This is a genomic window from Kiloniellales bacterium, from assembly GCA_030064845.1.
Taxonomy (GTDB): Bacteria; Pseudomonadota; Alphaproteobacteria; order Kiloniellales; family JAKSDN01; genus JASJEC01.
In genome coordinates this window covers 24,050-44,459 of sequence record JASJEC010000022.1, presented here as the reverse complement: position 1 = coordinate 44,459, position 20,410 = coordinate 24,050, and the positions used below count along the sequence as shown (strand labels likewise).

15 protein-coding genes are annotated in these 20,410 nt (G+C 66.7%); 9 read left to right on the top strand and 6 right to left on the bottom strand.

The window, feature by feature from the left end; translation table 11 throughout:
- Positions 1-134: 134 nt before the first annotated feature.
- Positions 135-1,916 carry a M3 family oligoendopeptidase gene (locus QNJ67_10525; GenBank protein MDJ0609400.1) on the bottom strand — a complete coding sequence of 594 codons (1,782 nt, stop codon included), beginning with the start codon at positions 1,914-1,916 and terminating at the stop codon, positions 135-137.
- A gap of 136 nt (positions 1,917-2,052) precedes the next feature.
- Here QNJ67_10525 and QNJ67_10520 point away from each other — a divergent pair, with 136 nt between their 5' ends.
- The 5 genes from QNJ67_10520 (at position 2,053) to QNJ67_10500 (ending at position 10,719) form a co-directional block, all read left to right on the top strand.
- Entirely contained in the window at positions 2,053-3,849 is a 1,797-nt protein-coding gene (locus tag QNJ67_10520) for a long-chain fatty acid--CoA ligase (GenBank protein ID MDJ0609399.1), read from the top strand.
- Between the two features lie 87 nt (positions 3,850-3,936).
- Entirely contained in the window at positions 3,937-5,901 is a 1,965-nt protein-coding gene (locus QNJ67_10515; protein ID MDJ0609398.1) for an FAD-dependent oxidoreductase, read from the top strand.
- 215 nt (positions 5,902-6,116) lie between these two features.
- On the top strand, positions 6,117-6,872 hold the full coding sequence (locus QNJ67_10510) for a substrate-binding domain-containing protein (GenBank protein ID MDJ0609397.1): 756 nt from the start codon (positions 6,117-6,119) through the stop codon (positions 6,870-6,872).
- 91 nt (positions 6,873-6,963) lie between these two features.
- Entirely contained in the window at positions 6,964-8,649 is a 1,686-nt protein-coding gene (locus tag QNJ67_10505) for a methyl-accepting chemotaxis protein (GenBank protein MDJ0609396.1), read from the top strand.
- A gap of 375 nt (positions 8,650-9,024) precedes the next feature.
- Positions 9,025-10,719 (top strand): tail fiber domain-containing protein, encoded by a 1,695-nt coding sequence (locus QNJ67_10500; GenBank protein ID MDJ0609395.1) that lies wholly within the window; start codon positions 9,025-9,027, stop codon positions 10,717-10,719.
- Positions 10,720-10,973: 254 nt separating this feature from the next.
- On the opposite strand, the gene QNJ67_10495 is transcribed toward QNJ67_10500, so the two are convergent.
- Entirely contained in the window at positions 10,974-11,768 is a 795-nt protein-coding gene (locus QNJ67_10495) for a potassium channel family protein (protein MDJ0609394.1), read from the bottom strand.
- A gap of 255 nt (positions 11,769-12,023) precedes the next feature.
- On the opposite strand from QNJ67_10495, the gene QNJ67_10490 reads away from it, so the two are divergent.
- Positions 12,024-12,371, top strand: coding sequence for a hypothetical protein (locus QNJ67_10490; protein MDJ0609393.1), 348 nt, complete (start codon positions 12,024-12,026; stop codon positions 12,369-12,371).
- A 28-nt stretch (positions 12,372-12,399) separates the two neighbouring features.
- Here the strand turns inward: QNJ67_10490 and QNJ67_10485 are convergent, their stop codons facing one another.
- Together QNJ67_10485 and QNJ67_10480 are read right to left on the bottom strand one after the other, a co-directional pair.
- The gene (locus QNJ67_10485) at positions 12,400-12,951 is read right to left on the bottom strand and encodes a hypothetical protein (GenBank protein ID MDJ0609392.1); all 552 of its coding nucleotides are present in this window, start codon (positions 12,949-12,951) and stop codon (positions 12,400-12,402) included.
- A gap of 46 nt (positions 12,952-12,997) precedes the next feature.
- Positions 12,998-13,423, bottom strand: a complete 426-nt coding sequence (locus QNJ67_10480) for a hypothetical protein (GenBank protein MDJ0609391.1) — start codon at positions 13,421-13,423, stop codon at positions 12,998-13,000.
- Positions 13,424-13,847: 424 nt separating this feature from the next.
- On the opposite strand from QNJ67_10480, the gene QNJ67_10475 reads away from it, so the two are divergent.
- Positions 13,848-17,336 (top strand): indolepyruvate ferredoxin oxidoreductase family protein, encoded by a 3,489-nt coding sequence (locus tag QNJ67_10475; GenBank protein ID MDJ0609390.1) that lies wholly within the window; start codon positions 13,848-13,850, stop codon positions 17,334-17,336.
- A gap of 4 nt (positions 17,337-17,340) precedes the next feature.
- Here the strand turns inward: QNJ67_10475 and QNJ67_10470 are convergent, their stop codons facing one another.
- Both QNJ67_10470 and QNJ67_10465 read right to left on the bottom strand, forming a co-directional pair.
- Positions 17,341-17,727 carry a type II toxin-antitoxin system VapC family toxin gene (locus QNJ67_10470; GenBank protein MDJ0609389.1) on the bottom strand — a complete coding sequence of 129 codons (387 nt, stop codon included), beginning with the start codon at positions 17,725-17,727 and terminating at the stop codon, positions 17,341-17,343.
- Positions 17,724-17,951: a type II toxin-antitoxin system Phd/YefM family antitoxin gene (locus QNJ67_10465; GenBank protein ID MDJ0609388.1), complete on the bottom strand. Its 228-nt coding sequence runs from the start codon at positions 17,949-17,951 to the stop codon at positions 17,724-17,726. Before QNJ67_10465 ends, QNJ67_10470 begins: the two co-directional genes overlap by 4 nt.
- 290 nt (positions 17,952-18,241) lie before the next feature.
- Between QNJ67_10465 and QNJ67_10460 the strand changes: the two genes are divergently transcribed.
- A complete protein-coding gene (locus QNJ67_10460; protein ID MDJ0609387.1) occupies positions 18,242-19,132 on the top strand; it encodes an S-methyl-5'-thioadenosine phosphorylase in 891 nt (296 codons plus the stop codon).
- 120 nt (positions 19,133-19,252) lie between these two features.
- A complete protein-coding gene (mtnA, locus tag QNJ67_10455; GenBank protein MDJ0609386.1) occupies positions 19,253-20,368 on the top strand; it encodes an S-methyl-5-thioribose-1-phosphate isomerase in 1,116 nt (371 codons plus the stop codon).
- The last annotated feature ends 42 nt before the right edge of the window (positions 20,369-20,410 follow it).

Here is a 20,410-nt window from a genome sequence, read left to right as displayed (position 1 = left end):
TTCGGGACGGGGCGCATTTGCGCCGGGGCGGCGTCGCGGAAGGCCTTGTGGGGCCCCACCCCACGGCGCCTCCCGCTCCTGGCCCCGGCGCAAATGCGCTCCCGCCAGGAGCGCGCCGTGAATGTCAACAGGCCCTAGTCCATCGCCTCGAGCTGGTCGATGAAGCCCTCGATGACCGAGAGGCCCTTGTCCCAGAACGCCGGGTCCGAGGCGTCGAGGCCGAAGGGCGCCAGCAGCTCCTTGTGCCGCTTGGTGCCTCCGGCTTCGAGCAGGGCCAGGTACTTCTCAGCGAAACCCTCGGCGGCCTGCTCGTAGACCGCGTAGAGCGAGTTCACCAGGCAGTCGCCGAAGGCGTAGGCGTAGACATAGAACGGCACGTGGATGAAGTGGGGCACGTAGCTCCAGAAGACCTTGTAGTCATCGTCGAACGCGAAGGCCGGCCCTAGGCTCTCCTTCTGGGTCTCCATCCAGATCTCGCCGATCTCCTCGGCGGTCAGCTCGCTCTCGCGCCGGCGGTCGTGCAGGCGCCGCTCGAACTCGTGGAAGGCGATCTGCCGCACCACGGTGTTGAGCATGTCCTCGACCTTGCCGGCCAGCATGGCCTTACGCCGCTTGGGATCGGTCTCGGCCTTGAGCAGCGCGCGGAAGGTCAGCATCTCGCCAAACACGCTGGCCGTCTCCGCCAGGGTGAGCGGCGTCGAGGCCATGAGCTGGCCCTGGCCGCCGGCCAGCAGTTGGTGCACGCCGTGACCCAGCTCGTGGGCCAGGGTCATGACGTCGCGGGTCCGGCCCTGGTAATTCAGCAGCAGGTAGGGGTGCGCGCTCGGCACCGTCGGGTGGGCGAAGGCGCCGGGCGACTTGCCCGGCCGGGTCGGGGCATCGATCCAGCTCCGCTCGAAGAAGCGCCGGCCCAGCTCGGCCAGCTCGGGCGTGAAGGCGCCGTAGGCCTCGAGCACGGTGCGCTGGGCCTCCATCCAAGGGATCACGCGGTCGTCCTGATCGGGCAGGGGCGCGTTGCGGTCCCAGTAGGGCAGGCGCTCGACGCCGAGCCAGCGCGCCTTCAAGGCGTAGTAGCGGTGCGATAGGCGCGGGTAGGCCGCCTTGACCGCCGAGACCAGCGCCTCGACCACCTCGTCCTCCACCAGGTTGTCCAGGTTGCGCGACGAGACCGGGGCCTTGAAGCCGCGCCAGCGGTCTTCGATCTGCTTGTCCTTGGCCAGCGTGTTGGTGATCAGGGCGATGGTCCGGACATTCTCGCCCAGCACCCCGGCGAGCGACTTGGCCGCCGCCTTGCGTACGGCCCCGTCCGGGTCGGTCAGCTTGTGCAGGACCTGGGCGCTGGTCAGCTCTTCGCCGTCGAGCGGGAAGCGCAGGCCCGCCATCGTCTCGTCGAACAGCCGCATCCAGGCGGCCCGGCCGGCCACGTACTTCTCGTGCAGGAGCTCCTCGAGCTTGTCGTCGAGCTGGTGGGGGCGGGACGCCCTGAGGTCGCGCAGCCAGGGACGGTAGCGGGCGAGCGCGCCGCTCGCCTTCAGCTTGGCTTCGAGGGCGTCCTCGTCGACGCGGTTGAGCTCCAGCCCGAAGAACAGCAGCTCGCTGCCGATCACGGTCGTGCGTTCCTGGAGGGTCTGATAGAAGCGGCCGATCTCGGGATCGCTCATGTCGCCGGCGTGGACCAGCTGGGCGTAGCTCATGGCCCGTCCGAGAATCTCGCGAATCGCCTCGTAGCGGCCGATCGCGCCTGCCAACGTGTCCCCCGCGAGGCCGGCGAGCCGGCCCTCGAAGTCCGCGCGGAAGGCCCGCGCCTCGGACTCGGCCCGGTCCAGGTCGTCTTGCAGTTGCTTGGAGTCACGCCCGGGGTAGAGGTCGTCGAGGTCCCATTCCGGAAGCGATTTGAGCGCCGTGTCAGCCGTCACCACTTTCTCCCTTGGCTCTTTTGGATTGCCGCCGCGTCTTGACCCCGGGGATATAGGGGGCATTTATGTGGCCACCAATACGAAAGGCGCCGGAGCCGCACCGTGTCGGCCACTATTCCCGGCCAGAGGGGAGATCATGGCTTTCAAGGACTGGGCGAGCCTGACCGAGCTCTTCTTCGAAAAGGCGCGCGAAGGAGGCGACTCGCCTTTTCTCTGGGTCAAGCGCGACGGCGCCTACCGCCCCCTGACCTGGCGCGAGACGGCCGACGCGGTCAGGGAACTGGCGCGCGGCCTGATCGACCTCGGCCTGCAGCCGGGTGAACGCATCGTCCTGGTCTCGGAGAACCGCCCCGAGTGGCTGATCGCCGACATCGCGATCATGGCGGCCGGCGGCATCACCGTGCCGGCCTACACCACCAACACGCCCGAGGACCACAATCACATCCTGACCAACAGCGGTGCCAGCGGCGCCATCGTCTCGACCCGCGCGCTCGGCCGGCGCCTGCTGCCGGCGGCGCTCGAGGCGCCGGACTGCAAGTGGGTGATCTCGATCGAAGATCAGGACCTGGAGCAGAAGGTCGCCTTCGACGTTCACCGCTGGGACGACGTCCTGGCACGCGGTCGCGGGCTGTCCGACGGCATCGACGAGCGCGTGGCCAAGACGGACCGCGACGACATCGCCTGCCTGATCTACACCTCGGGCACCGGCGGCACGCCGCGCGGTGTAATGCTGAGCCACAGGAACATCCTCTGCAACTGCCGGGGCGCCTACGGCCTCCTGACCGAGGTCGGGCTCGGCGACGACGTCTTCCTGTCCTTCCTGCCGCTCAGCCACGCTTACGAACACTCGGGTGGCCAGTTCTTCCCAATCGCCGTCGGCGCGCAGATCTACTACGCCGAGGGCGTCGACAAGCTGCTCAACAATCTGGCCGAGGCGCGCCCGACGATCATGACCGCGGTGCCCCGGCTCTACGAATCCATGCACCAGCGGATCGAGCGCGGCGTCCAGAAGCAGAGCAAGCTCAAGCAGCGGCTCTTCTCGCTCGCGGTCAGCCTCGGCACCAAGGCCTACAAGGACCCGGCCAGCATGAGCGTGGTCGACCACGTCCTGAACGGCATCGTCGAGGTCCTGGTGCGCAAGAAGGTGCGCCAGCGCTTCGGCGGCCGGCTCAAGGCCATGGTCTCGGGCGGCGCGGCGCTCAACACCGACATCGGCATCTACTTCGTCGCGCTCGGCCTGCCTGTGCTCCAGGGCTACGGCCAAACCGAGGCGGCGCCGGTGGTCTCGGCCAACCGGCCCTCGAAGTTCAAGATGGAGACCGTGGGCCCTCCGATGGACGGCGTCGAGGTCAAAATCGCCGAGGACGGCGAGCTCCTGGTTAAGGGCGACCTCGTGATGAAGGGCTACTGGCAGAACGAGGAGGCGACCAAGGCGGTGCTCAAGGACGGCTGGCTCTACACCGGCGACATCGCCGAGCTGGACGAGGACGGCTACATCAAGATCACCGACCGCAAGAAGGACATCATCGTGTTCTCCGGCGGCGACAACGTCTCGCCTGCCCGGGTCGAGGGCTTCCTGACGCTGGAGCCCGAGATCAGCCAGGCCATGGTCTACGGCGACAAGCGGCCCAACCTGGTGGCGCTGCTGGTGCCGGAGGAGGAGTTCGTCAGGTCCTGGGCCCAGCAGCATGGCACGGCGCACGACCTCTCGGTGGTGGCCCAGGACTCGGGCTTCCACACCGCCATGGCCAAGGCGGTCGACCGGGTCAACCGCAAGCTCTCGAACATGGAGCGGGTGCGCCGCTTCGCGATCGCCCCGGAGGCCTTCTCGATCGACAACGGCATGATGACGCCGACCCTCAAGGTGCGCCGCCACAAGATCGTCGAGGCCTACCGCGACAAGATCGAGGGGCTCTACGAGAAACGGGGGTGAGGAAGTCATCCGAAGCGCGCTAGGATAAGCTCCGTCCTTGCCCGGTTTCAAAAGCCGGCACTTGGGCACAGGGAGCGAAGATCGAGCATGAGCAGCGCGCTCTTTCCCCATCTCTTCTCGCCGATCACCATCGGCGACCTGGAGCTGCGCAACCGCATCGTCTCGACCGGGCATGAGACCCACCTGAACGACCGCGGCATGATCGGCGAAGCCATGATCGCCTATCACGAGGCGCGGGCGCGCGGCGGCGCCGGGCTGATCGTCACCGAGGTCGCCTTGGTCCATCCCAGCGCCGTTTTCGTCGCCGAGCCGATCCGGGTCGACACCGACGACTGCATTCCTGGCTACCGCGCCCTGGCCAAGGCCCTGCACGGCCACGGCTGCGGCCTGATCGCCCAACTGTTCCACCCGGGGCGCGAGATGCTGGCCTCGGAAGACGGCACGGCGCCGGTCTCCTACAGCGCCTCGGCGACGCCCAACGAGCGCTTCCACGTCCTGCCGCGGCCCATGCCGATCGAGCTGGTCCGGGAGGTGATCGCCTATCACGGCGACGCCGCCCGCCGCATGGTCGAGGCCGGCTTGGACGGCGTCGAGATCGTCTCGTCCCACGGCTACCTGCCGGCCCAGTTCCTCAACGCCCAGGTCAACCGGCGCGACGACGTCTACGGCGGCTCGCTGGAGAACCGCACCCGCTTCATCCGCGAGATCGTCGCCGACATCCGGGCCAAGGCGGGCAGGGGCTTCGTCATCGGCCTGCGGCTCTCGGCCGACGAGCTGAGCCACGAGGGGCTGGAGGCGGGCGAGATGCTGGAGGCCTGCGCGCTGATCGCCGAGCCGGGCGAACTGGACTACTTCAGCGTGGTCGCCGGCTCCTCGGCGACGCTCGCCGGCTCGATCCATATCGTGCCGCCCATGTTCGAGCAGCCGGGCTACACCGCGCCCATGGGCCAGCGGATCAAGGCGCGCTGCGGCCTGCCGACCTTGGTCACCGGGCGGATCAACCAGCCCCAGGAGGCCGAGAAGATCCTCGCCGCGGGCCAGGCCGACCTTTGCGGCATGACCCGGGCCATGATCTGCGACCCCGAGATCGGCAACAAGGCCGAGGCCGGCCGGGTCGACGACATCCGCGCCTGCATCGCCTGCAACCAGGCCTGCATCGGGCACTTCCACGCCGGCTATCCGATCTCCTGCATCCAGAATCCGGCGAGCGGCCGCGAGCTGAAGTACGGTGCCCTGCCGCCGGCCGCTGTTAAGAAGCGGGTCATGGTGGTGGGCGGCGGCCCCGGCGGCATGAAGGCCGCGGCGGTCGCGGCCGAACGCGGCCATACGGTCACACTCTTCGAGCAGAGCCAGCAGCTCGGCGGCCAGGCGAAGCTGGCCCAGATGCTGCCCCACCGGGCCGAGTTCGGCGGCATCGTCACCAACCTGACCCGGGAGATGGCGCTGGCCGGCGTCGAGGTTCGCAAAGGCGCGGCCGTGGACCGGGCGGCCATCGAGGATTTTGCGCCAGACAGCGTGATCGTTGCGACCGGCGCCACGCCGCGCTGGCCCGAGATCGAGGGCCGGGACGAGGCCCACGTGGTCGACGCCTGGCAGGTGCTCCAGGGGCAGGTCAACGTCGGGCAATCGGTCGTCGTGGCCGACTGGCGGGCCGACTGGATCGGCATCGGCATCGCGGAAATGCTGGCCGAGCAGGGCTGCGCCGTGAAGCTGGCGGTCAACGGCACCATGGCGGGACAGACCATCCAGATGTACGTGCGGGATTCCAGCATCGGCCGCCTGCACAAACTGGGCGTCGAGACCATCCCCTATGTCCGCCTCTACGGCGCCGATTCCGACACGGTCTATCTCCAGCACCTGATGAGCGGCGAGGCCGTGCTTTGCGAGGGCGTCGACACCCTGGTCCTCTGCCAGGGCCACAACCCGGCGAACGCGGTCGAGGCCATCCTGCGCGACCTCGGCCTCGACCACCACCTGGTCGGCGACTGCATCTCGCCGCGCACGGCGGAAGAGGCGGTGCTGGAAGGCCTGAAGGCGGGGGTGGCCGTTTAGGCGCGGGCCAAAAGAGTCGGGCGGACGGCCGTCGCGGCGTTTCCCGTACCCCACACATTACGACTGGAGACGCCCGCGCTTCGCGGCGGGGGCCGATTTCTTCAGAAAACGATAACATCTTTAGACTACGCCTAAAAAGCTATCACTGCGTCAAAGGCCTGAGTTCGGCGAGTGGCCGACCCATGCCGCTACCACCGCACGGGAGACTTATGACGATGATTGGAAGAACCTTCTTTGGACTTGCCCTTGCCGCGACGCTCGGTCTGGGCATCGGCACGGACGCCCGCGCCGTCGAGATCTCGGTCCATGGCTCGACCACCGTGGCCAGCAACATCATGCTGCCGCACAAGTCCGATATCGAAAAGCAGTCCGGGCAGTCCTTGAAGGTCGTCGCCAACGGCAGCAGCCGGGGAATCATGGACCTGGCCGCCGGCAACGCGAGCATGGCCATGATCTCGGCTCCGCTCGAGACGACCGTCAAGAAGGTCAACAAGAAGAAGCCCGGGGCCACGGACGGGCTGAACCTCATGGCCCACAGGGTCGGCACGACCCGCGTCGCCTTCGTGGTGCATCCTTCGAACCCGGTCAAGAACCTGAGCCTCGCCCAGATCGCCGACATCATGTCCGGCAAGATCAAGAACTGGCAGGAGCTCGGCGGCAAGGCGGCGCCGATCCTCGTGGTCATGGAGACCAAGGGCGGCGGCGTCCGCTCCATGGTCGAGAAAGAAGTGATGGGCGGCGGCGAGATCACGGCCAATGCCCGCGAGCTGCCGGGTGCCACCCAGGTCGTCAGCATCGTCGGCCAGGTGCCTCAGGCGATCGGCATCGCGGTCAACAATACGGTCAACAATAAGGTTGCCGTGGTCGGCACCGACCGTTCGATCGAGCAGCCTCTGATCCTGGTGACCGCCGGTCAGCCGACGGCCGAAATGGCCAAGGTCATCGAAGCCGCGCGCAAGTTCGGCGGCTAACTGAGAACACGGCAACCGGGACGGAAGGCGGACCCTTCCGTCCCGTCTGTCGCACCGGGACATGAGTTGCCCGGTTGAAAGGATCCGAGACGTGGTCAAGGTATTCGGTACGATCGGAGCCAAGCTCTATCTGATCATCGGACTAGCGGCGGTCGGCATCGTCGTGCTCGCCGTAGCCGCCCAGATCGGCGCTTCGCGTATGGCAGCGTCGGGCAAGGTGCTCCACGAAGTCGGGCTCCAAGGCACGTCGCAGGTCGCCCGAATCGAGCTGCTTCTGGAGCGCAGCCGCGGCTTGGTCGCGGGCGCGCCGGCAGAGCTGGATCTGGAAAAACTCGCGCGGAAGCGGCTCGAAAATGACGCTTTGCTGGCCGAGATCGACACGGCGATTGAAACCTACCAGCAGGGCGCCGACCAGTTCGGCTACGAGACCAGCGAGGCGCTGCGGGGCGACTTGGCACTGGTCAAGGAGGCGGCGGGTCAGGTCTTCGACTTCGCGGGAAGCTTCGCGCAGGCGCAGGCGATCGAAGTGCTGACCGGAGCCTTCGCCGCGGCGGATGCCGAGGTCACCAAGCGCATCCGTGCTCTGGTGGACCACACGGGCGAGCGCGCCCAACAGGAAATGGCGGCGCTAGAGGCGGCCGGAAGCGCGATGTCCCTGATTGTCATCTTCGTGGGCTTGGCCGCGCTTGCCAGTGCCGGCGGCGCCGGATTCGCGATCAGCCGCAACATCACCTCGCGCACCAAGTCGCTGACTCAAGCCATGACCGCCCTCGCCAACAACGATATCGAGATCGAGATCCCGGCTACCGGTTCGGGCGATGAGATCGGCGCGATGGCGCGAAGCGTCGAGGTCTTCAAGGGAAACGCGATCGAGAAGCGGCGTCTGCAGGCCGAACAGGCGGAAAACGAGAAGCGCGCGGAGGAAGAGAAGGCCCGGGCGATGCGGCAGATGGCGGACGAGCTGGAGGCGAGTGTCAAGACCGTGGTCCAAAGCGTAGCCCGGGCTGCCGGAGAGCTTCAGTCGACGGCCAAGGACATGTCGGGCAACGTCGATCAGACCAACCAGCAGTCCAACGCCGTGGCCAGTGCGGCCGAGCAGGCCTCGGCTAACGTTCAAACGGTGGCCGCGGCGGCCGAGGAGATGTCGAGCTCGATCAATGAGGTCAGCAACCAGGTGTCGCGTTCGACCGAGATCGCGTCCGAGGCGATCGGCACGGCGGAGAAGACGAATACGACGATGCAGAGCCTGGCCGAGATGAGCCAACAGATCGGCGAGGTGGTCAGCCTGATCAACGATATTGCCGAGCAGACCAATCTCCTGGCGCTCAACGCGACCATCGAGGCGGCGCGCGCCGGGGACGCCGGAAAGGGCTTCGCCGTGGTCGCCTCCGAGGTCAAGTCGCTGGCCAGCCAAACCGCCAAGGCCACGGAGCAGATCGCCGCTCAGATCGGCGAGATACAGTCGGTTTCCCAGGAGGCGGTGACCGCTATCGACCAGATTCGCAGCGTGATCGGCCGGATGGGCGAAATGGCCACGGCGGTCGCGGCGGCGATCGACCAGCAGAGCGGAGCGACCCAGGAAATCTCGCGAAACGCCCAGCATGCCGCGACCGGAACCCAGGAGGTGACGGACTCCATTTCCGGCATCCGCGAGGCCACCGAAGCGACGGGGCAAGCCACAAATCAGGTGGTGGGCGCCGCCGACGCTCTCAACGGCATGGCGGACGAATTGAGCGGGAAGATCGACAGCTTCGTCGCCGGCATTCGGGCGGCCTAGATGTGAGCCTGCAATGGGTTGTCTATTCAGCCCTTGCCGATAAAGCTGACGAGGCTGCCGCGCGCGGCCCTGAGGCAAGCGGCTGATTGCAGTCAATCAAGGCTTGGGTTATATATTCCTGTTGTTGAAAAAACGGCCCTCAGAGCGATGAGCCTGACCATAGGAGCAGGCAGCGAGTAAACTTCTCATCTCCGGGCCGCTGAGAAACAAATTACAAGACAGGCAGTCATCATTAGCCCAAACGGGTTAAGGCGATGGCACACAACTTTTTCGAGAGATCTCAACTGACGGGCCCCGCCCGCCATCGGGACCACGTGTGCCGAGAACCCCGACGGATTCTCTTTTCAGCAATGAATTCAATCCAGGGAGACTATCATGATCAGAAATCTTGCAGCCGCAGGGCTCTTGTTCCTCGCGGCCGGGTCCGAGCGCGCTCAAGCCCAGATCATCGACTGCGATAATCCAGCGACCTCGCCCACCGCCCTGCAGGACGCCATTCATTCCGGATTTTACCTCATCGAGTTCACCGGTACCTGCGACGAGTTTGTGTGGATCTACAGAGACGACGTGCATCTTCGGGGCACGAACATGGATCCAAACCTGAACGTGATCAATGGCGAGGTGAGCGTTTCGGTGGCGCAGGACATCAAGCTCGACAACCTCAGGATCCAGGGCGATGGCTTGTTCATCACGAACGAGGCCTTCGTTCGGATGTGGGACATGGTCGTCGAAGACACCGATTTCGGAGTTTTCATTGCGCGGAACTCCGGGGCGATCATGGACAACGTGACCATTGGCCCCGCGCTGATCGACGACGGCAGTCAGTCCTGCACCCCGTTTTGTATCGGCGAGAACAGCTACGTGCGCATGTTCAACAGTACGGTAAACGGCGCGACGAACGATGTGCGCAACGGTGGAGCGGTCGTCGTCTACCGCGGCTCCACCCTTCTGCTGCGCGGCGGCAACACGATCACCAACTCCGGCGATCAACCGGCCCTGGCCGCCTTCAACAACTCCCTGATCCGCCAGGACGACCCCGACAACATTGGCACCGGCTCGATTGCCGCGCTCGGCACCGGCCTGGCGGTTTCGGCGTACCGAATGTCCACCTTCGACACCCGGGAAGCCGTGATTACCGGCGATATCGAGGTCGGACAGCATGCCTTCATGAACGTCAGCAGCGATGCGCTCTTCAGCGGCGACCCGAACCTCATGACCATCAACGGCGATATCGAGCTCAGCCAGGACTCGGCGCTCACCGTGTCGAGCCCGCTGGTCACGATCAACGGCGCGATCACCTGCGCCGACGACGAGTCCAGCGCCGCAGGCAGCTTCGCGGGCAGCGGCACCAACAGCTGCTCGGGCTTCGACGCCGAGGTGGTGCGCGACGACGGCACGGCCCAGTTCCTGGTCGACGAGAATGCGGTCGGCACCGCTTCGCGCCAGCTGCTGCGGCTGGAGAACAACGGCAACCCGCAGATCGAGCTGACGAACGCGGCCACCGGCGTCAACTGGCGCGTCGGCATGGGGCCGGCCAACTCCTTCTTTGCCAAGAAGGGCTCGCGCGAGCTGCGCTTCACCCAGGGTGGCGGCCTCAAGGTGATCAACTCGGGCAATCAGGTCTTCAACCTGCTGCCCAACGGCAACCTGGTGATCGACGGCAACCTGACGCAGCTCTCCGACGCCGGGGCGAAACATGACGTCACGCCGCTCGACGAGGCCGAAGTGCTGGCCCAGGTGGCTTCGCTGCCGGTCTCGGCCTGGTCCTACAAGGACGACGACACCGGGGCGCGCCACGCCGGGCCCATGGCCCAGGACTTCCACGCCGCCTTCGGGCTGGGAGAGGACGACACCCATATCTCGCCGATGGACGCCGCCGGTGTGGCGCTTGCCGCGATCAAGGCGCTGCAGGAGGAGTCGCGCCAGAAGGATACCCAGAACGAGGAGCTGATGCGCCAAAAGGACGCCGAGATTGCGACGCTGAGGGAGCGTCTCTTGACCTTGGAAGATCTGGTGGCCGGCCTTCGCGGCGATCGGAAGATGGTGACCGATCTGACCGACCACAGATAGCGGAAGCGATCGACCGCAGTGTTCAATGCGATGGTCGCGACCCTTCTTGCGTCGGACGGGCCGGTGTCTCCGTTCGGCAAGGAGCGGGCGTGACCATCACAAGCTATCTCGGCTTGGCGTAGAGGCTGAGCTTCCGCGCCACCTCTATCGGAGGACACCAGGAGTGAACCCGCTGCAACATCGACCGTGGAAGTCCTTTGTCACGGCCGGCTAAGGCCCAGGCGGCGCCTGCCCCCGTAGCCCGCGGCCCTCGCCTAGTCGCCTTCGGTCTCGATGAAGACGGTCGCCCCGCAGTGCTTGCAGTGGGTGGCGTCCGGGTCGTGGCGCGAGAGTCCGCAGTCGCCGCAGGTGTAGCGGACCTTCTGGGGCCGGAAGATCGTCTGAATGAGGCGCAGGAACAGGGCGACGCCGACCACCATGATGACCACCGCCAGGAGCCGGCCCGGCGTGCCGGTCAGAGTGATATCGCCGAACCCCGTGGTGGTCAGCGTGGCGACCGTGAAGTAGAGGGCGTCGACGTAGGTCCCGATTTCCGGATGGATGTCCTTCTCGACGACGTAGACGAAGGCCGTCACGACGAAGATGAAGACCACCAGATTGAGCGAGCTGACCAGGGTGTCCTCGTTGCGGGCGAAGAACTTGTAGCGCCCCCTGAGATCGCGCAGGACGTGGTAGGACCGCAGCAGGCGCAGCGCCCTCAGCACCCTGAGAAAAGCCCAGTCCTGGATGAACGAGGCGGCCAGAAGGGTGGCGATCACCACGATGTCGGCTAGCGTCGTGATGTCGGCGAGGAAGCGCAGCTTCCGGGGCGCGATCCACAAGCGGCTCGCGAGATCGGCCGTGAGGACGACGGCGATCGCCGCCTCGACGCCCCACACCCAGGGCGACGGCTCGATGACCGTGGCGAGCAGGAAGAACAGGATGGTGAAGAGGTCGAAGGTTAGGAGCGCCAGGCGGAATCGCGTCGCGCGCTTGCTGCGGCCGGTATAGAGCCTGGTCAGCGTCGTCTTGAGCCGCGGCGCCGCGGATTCCGATCTCTGGGCGTTCATGGCGCCATCCTTGAGCCTCGATGACCGGCCTGTCCAGAGCGCGAAGCGGCCAAAATCTGAATCTTCGAGGAACTGCTCCAGGCGGGCCTCATGCCCTGACGCCGCTTGATCCGCGCTAGGCCGGTCAACGCAAATCGGCGCTTTACCGCCGCCGCCGGGAGCCTATGCTGGTTCAAGCGCAGGTTACGCGGAAACGGCTCGCGGATGCGGGCTCGGCAAGCCTCAACAAGGACCGGGGAAAGCACAATGGCATCCGTGACCAGACTCTTCATCCTTATCCTCTGCCTCGCTTGGGTGCCGGCGGCCAGCGCCGGCCAGTCGGACCGGGATGATCCCGTCGAGCTGATCAAGAGCACCGACTGCGCCCAGGCCTTCCGGCGCTACGACACGGCTTACGACCCGCGTCACTTCGTCATATCCGAGGACGGCCGTGCCTGCGCCTTCACCTACTGCATTTCGGGCTGTGCGCGCACGGCCACGCCCTACGCCGCGCTCGAGGCCTGCAAGAGCATCAGCAACGGCAGCCCCTGCGGGCTCTTCGCCTATCGCGGCCGGGTCGTGTCGGATACGCTCAAGATCCCGACCAGCGGTTCCGAGCAGTAGCAAATCCTGCGCCGCGGCAGGACGCCGCTTAGTCCGGCGCGGACCGCGCGCGGCCGGGGATCCGAACGAACTGCTCTTCCGAGTACAAGCATCCGGCCGCGATCGTGGCGAAGACGATCACGGCCGTCGCGACGTGGAGGAAAGGCGGCAGGAACATGGCCCCGGTCAGGACCAGCGCCAGGAAGCCGAACGCCAGGGACCAGACCAGGCTGATCTTTCGGTGCACCGGACGGAACCCGGGCGCGCTCCAGGTATCGGGGTGCACGCGTTCCCGGCCGTAGGCAAGGGTGAAGGGGCGCCCGACGACGACGGAACCGGCCGCGAAGACCGCAAGACCTGCGTAGACCAGGATTCCGGGCCACACGCCGGGCGCCCGACCGAACACCAGGTCGAAGACGGCGAGCGCAGCCAGTATCACGAAGACCGCGAGCTCGAAGGACCTGAAATTCCCCCGCAGCGCGCCATTCGCCACGATGACGCCGGCCAGGCCTAGGCCCGTCAGGAGCGCGGCCTCCCAGTCGACCAGATAGCCCAGCAGCCAAATCGCGATCAGGGGCAGAAAGCCCCGAAGCATCATCATCGCCCGCGTCCGCGAAACCAACGGCGTGTCGCGCTCTGATAGTGGTTCAGGCGGGTTGCCTTGTCGATGGCAACCCCTGGGGCGTGCTGAGCCCGGTACTCTCGGTCTCGGTCAGACAGAGCAGGATCTCGATCAAGGCATCGGCGCGCAGGACCGTGTCCTGGTGGTAGCGCAGCTCCGCGCCCAGGGCGCCGGCGGCGATCCGTCGCTCGGCGTCGGCGCGGGTCGCCTCGGCGATGGCGAAGGCGCGCTCGATCCCGCCCATGAATTCGAGGATCTGGGCGATGGGCATCCGGATCGCCGCGCGTTGCTGCTCGTAGAGCAGTCCGTCTTCCGGCCGGGTCTGTAGCAGGGGCGCCACGAACTCGCGCGTTTCGGGGCAGAACCCGGGGCCGGGGTCGCGCGGCGCCTGGGCCGTATCGGCCCAGGCCGCAACCGAAACGAAAAGCGCCAGTGACAGCTCGAGCAGCATCGCCGCTTCCTTTCCCGGTCAGTCCCACCCTAGAGCGGATCATGTTTTGACGGAAACGCTTCGCGGTTCCGGCAAAGACATGTGAATCCGCTCGATATCAATATTGTTAGAGCAGCAACGGGTTTGTCGGATCGCCTCTGGCGATTCGTCAAACACGGATCTGCTCTAGGTGGAGGGCAAGCTAACAGGCTCTTGGCCGAGATTCCGTTCACAACTCGGCGAGCCCGCGTCGCGTCCGTTTGCCCTCTCTGCTAGAATTCGTGCGAGCCAGATTGTTCCAAAGAGATACGGCTTTTCGGAAAGGAAGCGTCGGGCCGGCCCGCGATCGCGTTGCATCCTTGCTTTTTGCGCGCCTGCCATTGCTGAAAAGGTCAGCAATTGATACCTTTTTTAGGCAGCTCCCAACCCTGCTGAGGTGACTTCCATGGCACTGGCGGCGGTCTCGCTCGAAGACAAGTACGCGCTCGAGAGCGGGCGTGTCTTCTTGACCGGGACACAGGCGCTGGTGCGGCTGCCCATGATGCAGCGCCAGCGCGATCAGGCCGCCGGGCTGAACACGGCCTGCTTCATCGCCGGTTATCGCGGCTCGCCGCTCGGCGCCGTCGACCAGCAGCTCTGGGCGGCCAAGCGCTTCCTCGAGACCAACCACATCCACTTTCAGCCCGGGGTCAACGAGGACCTCGCGGCGACAGCGATCTGGGGCAGCCAGCAGTCCGCGCTGTTCGGCGACTCGAACTACGACGGCGTCTTCTCCATGTGGTACGGCAAGGGCCCCGGCGCCGACCGCTGCGGCGACGTCTTCAAGCATGGCAATTCGGCCGGTTCGTCGCGCCACGGCGGGGTTCTCCTGATGGTCGGCGACGACCACACAGCCAAGTCCTCGACCCTGGCGCACCAGTGCGAATACACCTTCATGGACGCGATGATCCCGGTCCTGAACCCTGCCGGCGTCCAGGAGTTCCTCGACCTCGGGCTCTACGGCTGGGCGCTCAGCCGCTATTCCGGCTGCTGGGTCGGCTTCAAGACAATCGGCGAGACGGTCGATTCCTCGGCCTCGGTCTATGTCGATCCGCACCGCATCGAGATCGTTCAGCCCGACGACTTCGAAATGCCCGAGGGCGGTCTCAACATCCGCTGGACGGGCGCAACGCGCGCCGGCGTGCTTGCCCAGGAAGAGAACCTGCATCGCTACAAGCTCTATGCCGCGATCGCCTTCGCCCGCGCCAACAGGCTGGACCGCCAGGTCCTGGGCAACGCGAAGACCCGCCTCGGCATCGTCACGGCGGGGAAGTCCTATCTCGACGTGCGCCAGGCGCTGGAAGACCTGGGCATCGACCAGGCCCGGGCCGAGGAGATCGGCCTGGCGGTCTACAAGGTCGGCATGACCTGGCCGCTCGAGCGCGAGGGCATTCGACAGTTCGCCGAGGGCCTGGACGAGATCCTGGTGGTCGAGGAGAAGCGCGCAGTCATCGAGAACCAGCTCAAGGAGCAGCTCTACAACTGGCGCGCCGACGTGCGGCCGCGGGTGATCGGCAAGTTCGACGAGGAAGGCGACTGGATCCTGCCCTCGACCGACGAGCTGACTCCGGCCCGGATCGCCCGGGTGATCGCCCGGCGCATCGCCCGCTTCCACTCGAGCGAGGACATCGAGACCCGGCTCAAGTTCCTCGCCGATAAGGAAGCGGAGGTCACCCGGGAGAAGGCGCCGATCCAGCGCATTCCCTACTTCTGCTCCGGCTGTCCGCACAACACCTCGACCAAGGTGCCGGAGGGCAGCCGGGCGCTGGCCGGCATCGGCTGTCACTACATGGTCCAGTGGATGGACCGGGAGACCGCGACCTTCACCCAGATGGGCGGCGAGGGCGTGCCGTGGATCGGCCAGGCGCCGTTCAGCAAGACTAGGCACGTGTTCGCGAACCTGGGCGACGGCACCTACTACCACTCGGGCATCCTGGCGGTCCGGGCCTGCGTCGCAGCGAAGGTCAACATCACCTTCAAGCTGCTCTACAACGACGCGGTCGCCATGACCGGCGGGCAGCACGTCGACGGCCCGCTCGACCCGGCGATCATCACCCGGCAGCTCTACGGCGAGGGCGTCGAGGAGATCGTCGTGGTCACCGACGAGCCCGAGAAGTATCCGATCGGCATCGAGTGGGCCCCCGGCGTCACCGTGCACCACCGTGACGAACTGGACAGCATACAGAAGCGGCTGCGCGAGACCTCCGGCGTCACCGCTATCGTTTACGACCAGACCTGCGCAGCCGAGAAGCGCCGCCGGCGCAAGCGCGGCCTCTACCCCGATCCGCCCAAGCGCGTCTTCATCAACGACCTGGTCTGCGAGGGCTGCGGCGACTGCTCGGTGCAGTCCAACTGCCTCTCGGTGATCCCGATCGAGACCGAGTTCGGCCGCAAGCGGGCGATCGACCAGTCTTCCTGCAACAAGGACTTCTCCTGCCTCAAGGGCTTCTGCCCCAGTTTCGTGACGGTGCACGGCGGCAAGCCGCGGAAGTCGCGCGGCGACAAGGGCAGTGACGGGCCGGCCTGGGAGGCTCTGCCGGAGCCGCGGATTCCCGAGCTTGCCGAGCCCTACAACATCGTGGTCACCGGCGTCGGCGGTACCGGTGTCGTCACCATCGGCGCGTTGCTCGGCATGGCCGCCCACATCGAGGGCAAGGGCGTCTCGGTGCTAGACATGGCGGGCCTTGCCCAGAAGGGCGGCGCGGTGGTCAGCCACGTCCGCTTCGCTGACACGCCGGAGGATCTTCACGCCGTGCGCATCTCGGCTGGCGGTGCCAACCTGATGCTCGGCTGTGACCTGGTCGTGGCGGCCGGCTTCGAGGCGCTGTCCAAGATCACCAAGGGCGAGACCCACGCGGTGGTCAACAGCCACGAGACAGTGACCGGCGAGTTCACCAGCAACCCGGACTTCGTCTTCCCCGATCAGAAGCTGCGCGACCTGATTGCCGAGGCCGCCGGCCCGGGCAAGAGCGACTTCCTGGAGGCGACCCGGCTTGCAACGGCGCTCTTGGGCGACTCCATCGCGACCAACCTCTTCATGCTCGGCTTCGCTTGGCAGAAAGGTCTGGTGCCGGTCAGCGAGGCGGCGCTCAACGCCGCGATCGAGTTGAACGGCGTCGCGGTCGCAGCCAACAAGGAAGCCTTTCTCTGGGGTCGCCGCGCCGCCGTCGACCTGAGCCGGGTCGAGGCCCGGGCCGCGCCCAAGCAGGAGCCGCGGAACCACCACCTCTCCCAGAGCCTCGAGGAGGTCGTTGCGCGCCGGGTCGGCTTCCTGACCGACTATCAGAACGCGGCCTACGGTGCCCGCTACAAGGCCCTGGTCGACCGGGTCCGCGAGGCGGAAGCCGCCAGGGCGCCGGGCTGCGAAGGGCTCGTCGAGGCAGTCGCGCGCAACTTTTTCAAGCTCCTGGCGGTCAAGGACGAGTACGAGGTCGCGCGTCTCTACGCCGCGCCCGAGTTCATGGCCAAGGTGAAGCAGCAATTCGAGGGCGATTTCAAACTCAGCTTCCACCTCGCGCCGCCGGTCGCCGCGCTGCGCGATCCCGAGACCGGGCACCTGACCAAGCGGGAGTTCGGCCCCTGGATGATGCGGGCCTTCAAGCTTCTGGCCCGCCTCAAGCGCCTGCGCGGCACGCCCTTCGACCTCTTCGGCCGCACGGCGGAACGCAGGGCGGAACGCCGGCTCATCGCCGACTACGAGACCCTGATGGAAGAAGTGATCGCCGGCCTCGACCACGAAACCCACGGCCTGGCCGTGGCGCTCGCGTCGGTGCCCCAGGACATCCGCGGCTTCGGCCACGTCAAGGAAGCCAACATCGCGGCGGCGAAGGCCCAGGAGGCGGCGCTGCTCGAAGCCTTCCGCAACCCCCACGCCGCCCAGGACGCGGCGGAGTAGGGACCTACCAGATCAGCTCGACAGAGTAGTTATTGAAGACCGGATCGTTACTCACGAGAGGCAGGCGCTCCAGGTCGGCTTGCGCGATCAGCATGCGATCGAAGGGATCGCGGTGCGGGCCCGGCAGGGCGCCGGCGGCAAGGGCGTGTGCGGCCGTGATAGGCAGATCGCGCATGCGGGCCTGGCGCAACAGCTGAGCGAAGCGCGCGACGGGAGCGCCGGCCTCCGGCAGCTTGCCGATCCGGTGCTTGGTCGCGATCTCCCACGCGCTACCGCTGCTGACCAGAAGTTCGTTGCTCGGGTCGGCGATGAGCGCGGCGGCGGCCTCTGAGATTCTCGGATCATCGAAGAACCACCAGAGGACGACATGGGTGTCGAGCAGCGCCCTCATTGCCGCCAGGCTTCGAGTTCCTCGTCTGGCAGCGGATCGAAGAAGCTGTCCGGCAGGCGCCCTTTCAAAAGGCCGGGACGGCGCGGCGCCATCTCCTCCATCGCGGTCAGGCGGGCTATCGGCTTGCCGGCCTTGGCGATCACGATCTCCTCTCCCGCCGCGACCCGGTCTAGCAGGCGCGACAGATGAGTCTTGGCCTCGTGGACGTTGACGACCTTGCTCATGACTCGGATCCCTCCTGGAGCCAATATGACTAAGTCATAGAACTAAGTCAAAGACCTCTAGCCAGGGTACGGAGAAACAACTCTTTTCACCACAGAGACACAGAGAAACAAATCTGGTTGCGCGCAAGCGCGCGATAAAAACTCTCTGGTTTTTTCTCTGTGTCTCTGTGGTGATCCCTTCTTGTCTTTGTTTTTCGACCCTTGGGTCTCCCCTCGGTGTGGGGAGTCCTGGAAATCCGGGGCGGCCCGGCCTATAGAGGGCGGTCCCTTCCATTCTCCGGAAAGTCTTCATGACAGCACCTGGAACCCCGCCGGTGATCGGCGTCATCGGCGGCAGCGGCGTCTATGCGATCGAAGGCCTGGAAGACGCCCAGTGGCGCAAGATCGAGAGCCCCTTCGGTGAGCCCTCCGACGAGTTTCTGTTCGGCCGGCTGGACGGCCAGCAGGTGGTGTTCCTGCCGCGCCACGGCCGGGGCCACCGGATCCCGCCGTCCGAGCTCAACTTCCGCGCCAACATCGATGCCCTGAAGCGCGCGGGCGTGACCGAGATCATCTCGGTCAGCGCCGTCGGCTCGCTCAAGGAGGAACTGCCGCCCGGGACCTTCGTCCTGGTCGACCAGTTCATCGACCGCACTTTCGCGCGCAACAAGTCCTTCTTCGGCACCGGCCTGGTCGCCCACGTGTCCATGGCCGAGCCGATCTGCGGCCGGCTTTCCGGTCACCTTGCCGAGTCCTGCCAGTCGCTCTCGATCCCCCATTCGACCGGCGGCAGTTATATGGTGATGGAGGGCCCGCAGTTCTCCAGCAAGGCCGAGTCCGAGCTCTACCGTTCCTGGGGCTGCGAGGTGATCGGCATGACCAACATGCCCGAGGCCAAGCTGGCCCGCGAGGCGGAGCTCTGCTACGCGACGGTCGCCATGGTCACCGACTACGACTGCTGGCACGATCACCACGAGGACGTGACCGTGGAGGCCGTGATCAAGGTCCTGATGGAAAATGCCGACAAGGCGCGCGCCCTGATCAAGGACGTGGTGCCGCGCCTCGCCGGCCGCGCCGAGTCCTGCGAGAGGGGCTGCCACATGGCCCTGGACGTTGCGCTGATCACCGCGCCAGAGGCCCGCGACCCGGCGATGGCGGCCAAGCTCGACGCGGTCGCCGGGCGGGTGCTCGAAGCAAGCTAGCCGGGCGTTCAACCGGGCAAAGCGGCGGTTCCAGAACGCTCCGCTTGACATCGCGCCGCCGAGGCGGTCTTGCTGAACGCCCCGGCGACACCGCGCGCTCTTCGAAGAGGCTTCGTTGCGATGCAGGTCGGCGACCGCCCCATGCGCACCATCTGGCTGGCCGAGGACGGCTGGTCGGTCGAGATCATCGACCAGACCCTGCTGCCGCACGAATTCACCACGCGCCGTTTGGAGAGCCTGTCTGACGCCGCCGAGGCGATCGTGACGATGCGGGTGCGCGGCGCGCCCCTGATCGGCGCCACGGCGGCCTACGGCATGGCGCTCGCCCTCCGAGCCGATGCCGGCGACGAGAACCTGGCGGGCGCCGCGGAGACGCTGCTCGCGACCCGGCCCACGGCGGTCAACCTGCGCTGGGCGCTCGACCGGGTGCGCGCCGAGGTCGCGCCCCTGCCGGCGGACGGGCGCGCCGATGCGGCCTACCGCCTGGCGGCGCGGATCTGCGACGAGGACGTGGCGACCAACCGCGCGATCGGCGAGCACGGGCTCGCGCTGATCCGCGGAGCCTGGGAAGAGCGCGGCGAACGCGGCCGGGTCAACGTGCTGACCCACTGCAACGCCGGATGGCTCGCCACGGTCGACTGGGGCACGGCGATCGCGCCGCTCTACATGGCCCACGATTCGGGCGTCCCGGTCCACGTCTGGGTCGACGAGACCCGCCCGCGCAACCAGGGCGCCGGCCTGACCGCCTGGGAACTGGCCCAGCACGGCATTCCCCATACCGTGATCGCCGACAACGTCGGCGGCCACCTGATGCAGCACGGCGAGGTCGACCTCTGCATCACGGGCACCGACCGGACCACGGCCGAGGGCGACGTCTGCAACAAGATCGGGACCTACCTGAAGGCCCTGGCGGCGCAGGATACCCAAGTGCCGTTCTATGTCGCCCTGCCGGGCTCGACCATCGACTGGAGCCTCGGGGACGGCCTTAGTGAGATCCCGATCGAGCAGCGCGACGGCCGCGAGGTCTCGGAGATCACCGGCCGCACCGCGGCCGGCCAGGTCGAGACCGTGCGCATCACGCCCGAGGCCAGCCCGGTGGCGAACTACGCCTTCGACGTCACGCCGGCGCGGCTGGTGTCGGGCCTCATCACCGAGCGCGGCGTCTGCCCGGCCTCGCGCGAGGGCCTCCTCTCGCTCTACCCGGAGCGGCGGGGTGGTGGTGACGCTGAGGGCTAGTCCACGGTCGTCTCCCACTTTTGTCATGCCCGGACCCCGCTT

What these genes read in the sequence shown, in the direction of transcription:
- QNJ67_10520 (MDJ0609399.1), top strand. Translation starts at nt 2,053, where the DNA reads ATGGCTTTCAAGGACTGGGCGAGCCTGACCGAGCTCTTCTTCGAAAAG.
- QNJ67_10515 (MDJ0609398.1), top strand. Translation starts at nt 3,937, where the DNA reads ATGAGCAGCGCGCTCTTTCCCCATCTCTTCTCGCCGATCACCATCGGC.
- QNJ67_10510 (MDJ0609397.1), top strand. Translation starts at nt 6,117, where the DNA reads ATGATTGGAAGAACCTTCTTTGGACTTGCCCTTGCCGCGACGCTCGGT.
- QNJ67_10500 (MDJ0609395.1), top strand. Translation starts at nt 9,025, where the DNA reads ATGATCAGAAATCTTGCAGCCGCAGGGCTCTTGTTCCTCGCGGCCGGG.
- QNJ67_10495 (MDJ0609394.1), bottom strand. Translation starts at nt 11,768, where the DNA reads ATGAACGCCCAGAGATCGGAATCCGCGGCGCCGCGGCTCAAGACGACG.
- QNJ67_10485 (MDJ0609392.1), bottom strand. Translation starts at nt 12,951, where the DNA reads ATGATGATGCTTCGGGGCTTTCTGCCCCTGATCGCGATTTGGCTGCTG.
- QNJ67_10480 (MDJ0609391.1), bottom strand. Translation starts at nt 13,423, where the DNA reads ATGCTGCTCGAGCTGTCACTGGCGCTTTTCGTTTCGGTTGCGGCCTGG.
- QNJ67_10475 (MDJ0609390.1), top strand. Translation starts at nt 13,848, where the DNA reads ATGGCACTGGCGGCGGTCTCGCTCGAAGACAAGTACGCGCTCGAGAGC.
- QNJ67_10470 (MDJ0609389.1), bottom strand. Translation starts at nt 17,727, where the DNA reads ATGAGGGCGCTGCTCGACACCCATGTCGTCCTCTGGTGGTTCTTCGAT.
- QNJ67_10465 (MDJ0609388.1), bottom strand. Translation starts at nt 17,951, where the DNA reads ATGAGCAAGGTCGTCAACGTCCACGAGGCCAAGACTCATCTGTCGCGC.
- QNJ67_10460 (MDJ0609387.1), top strand. Translation starts at nt 18,242, where the DNA reads ATGACAGCACCTGGAACCCCGCCGGTGATCGGCGTCATCGGCGGCAGC.
- mtnA (MDJ0609386.1), top strand. Translation starts at nt 19,253, where the DNA reads ATGCAGGTCGGCGACCGCCCCATGCGCACCATCTGGCTGGCCGAGGAC.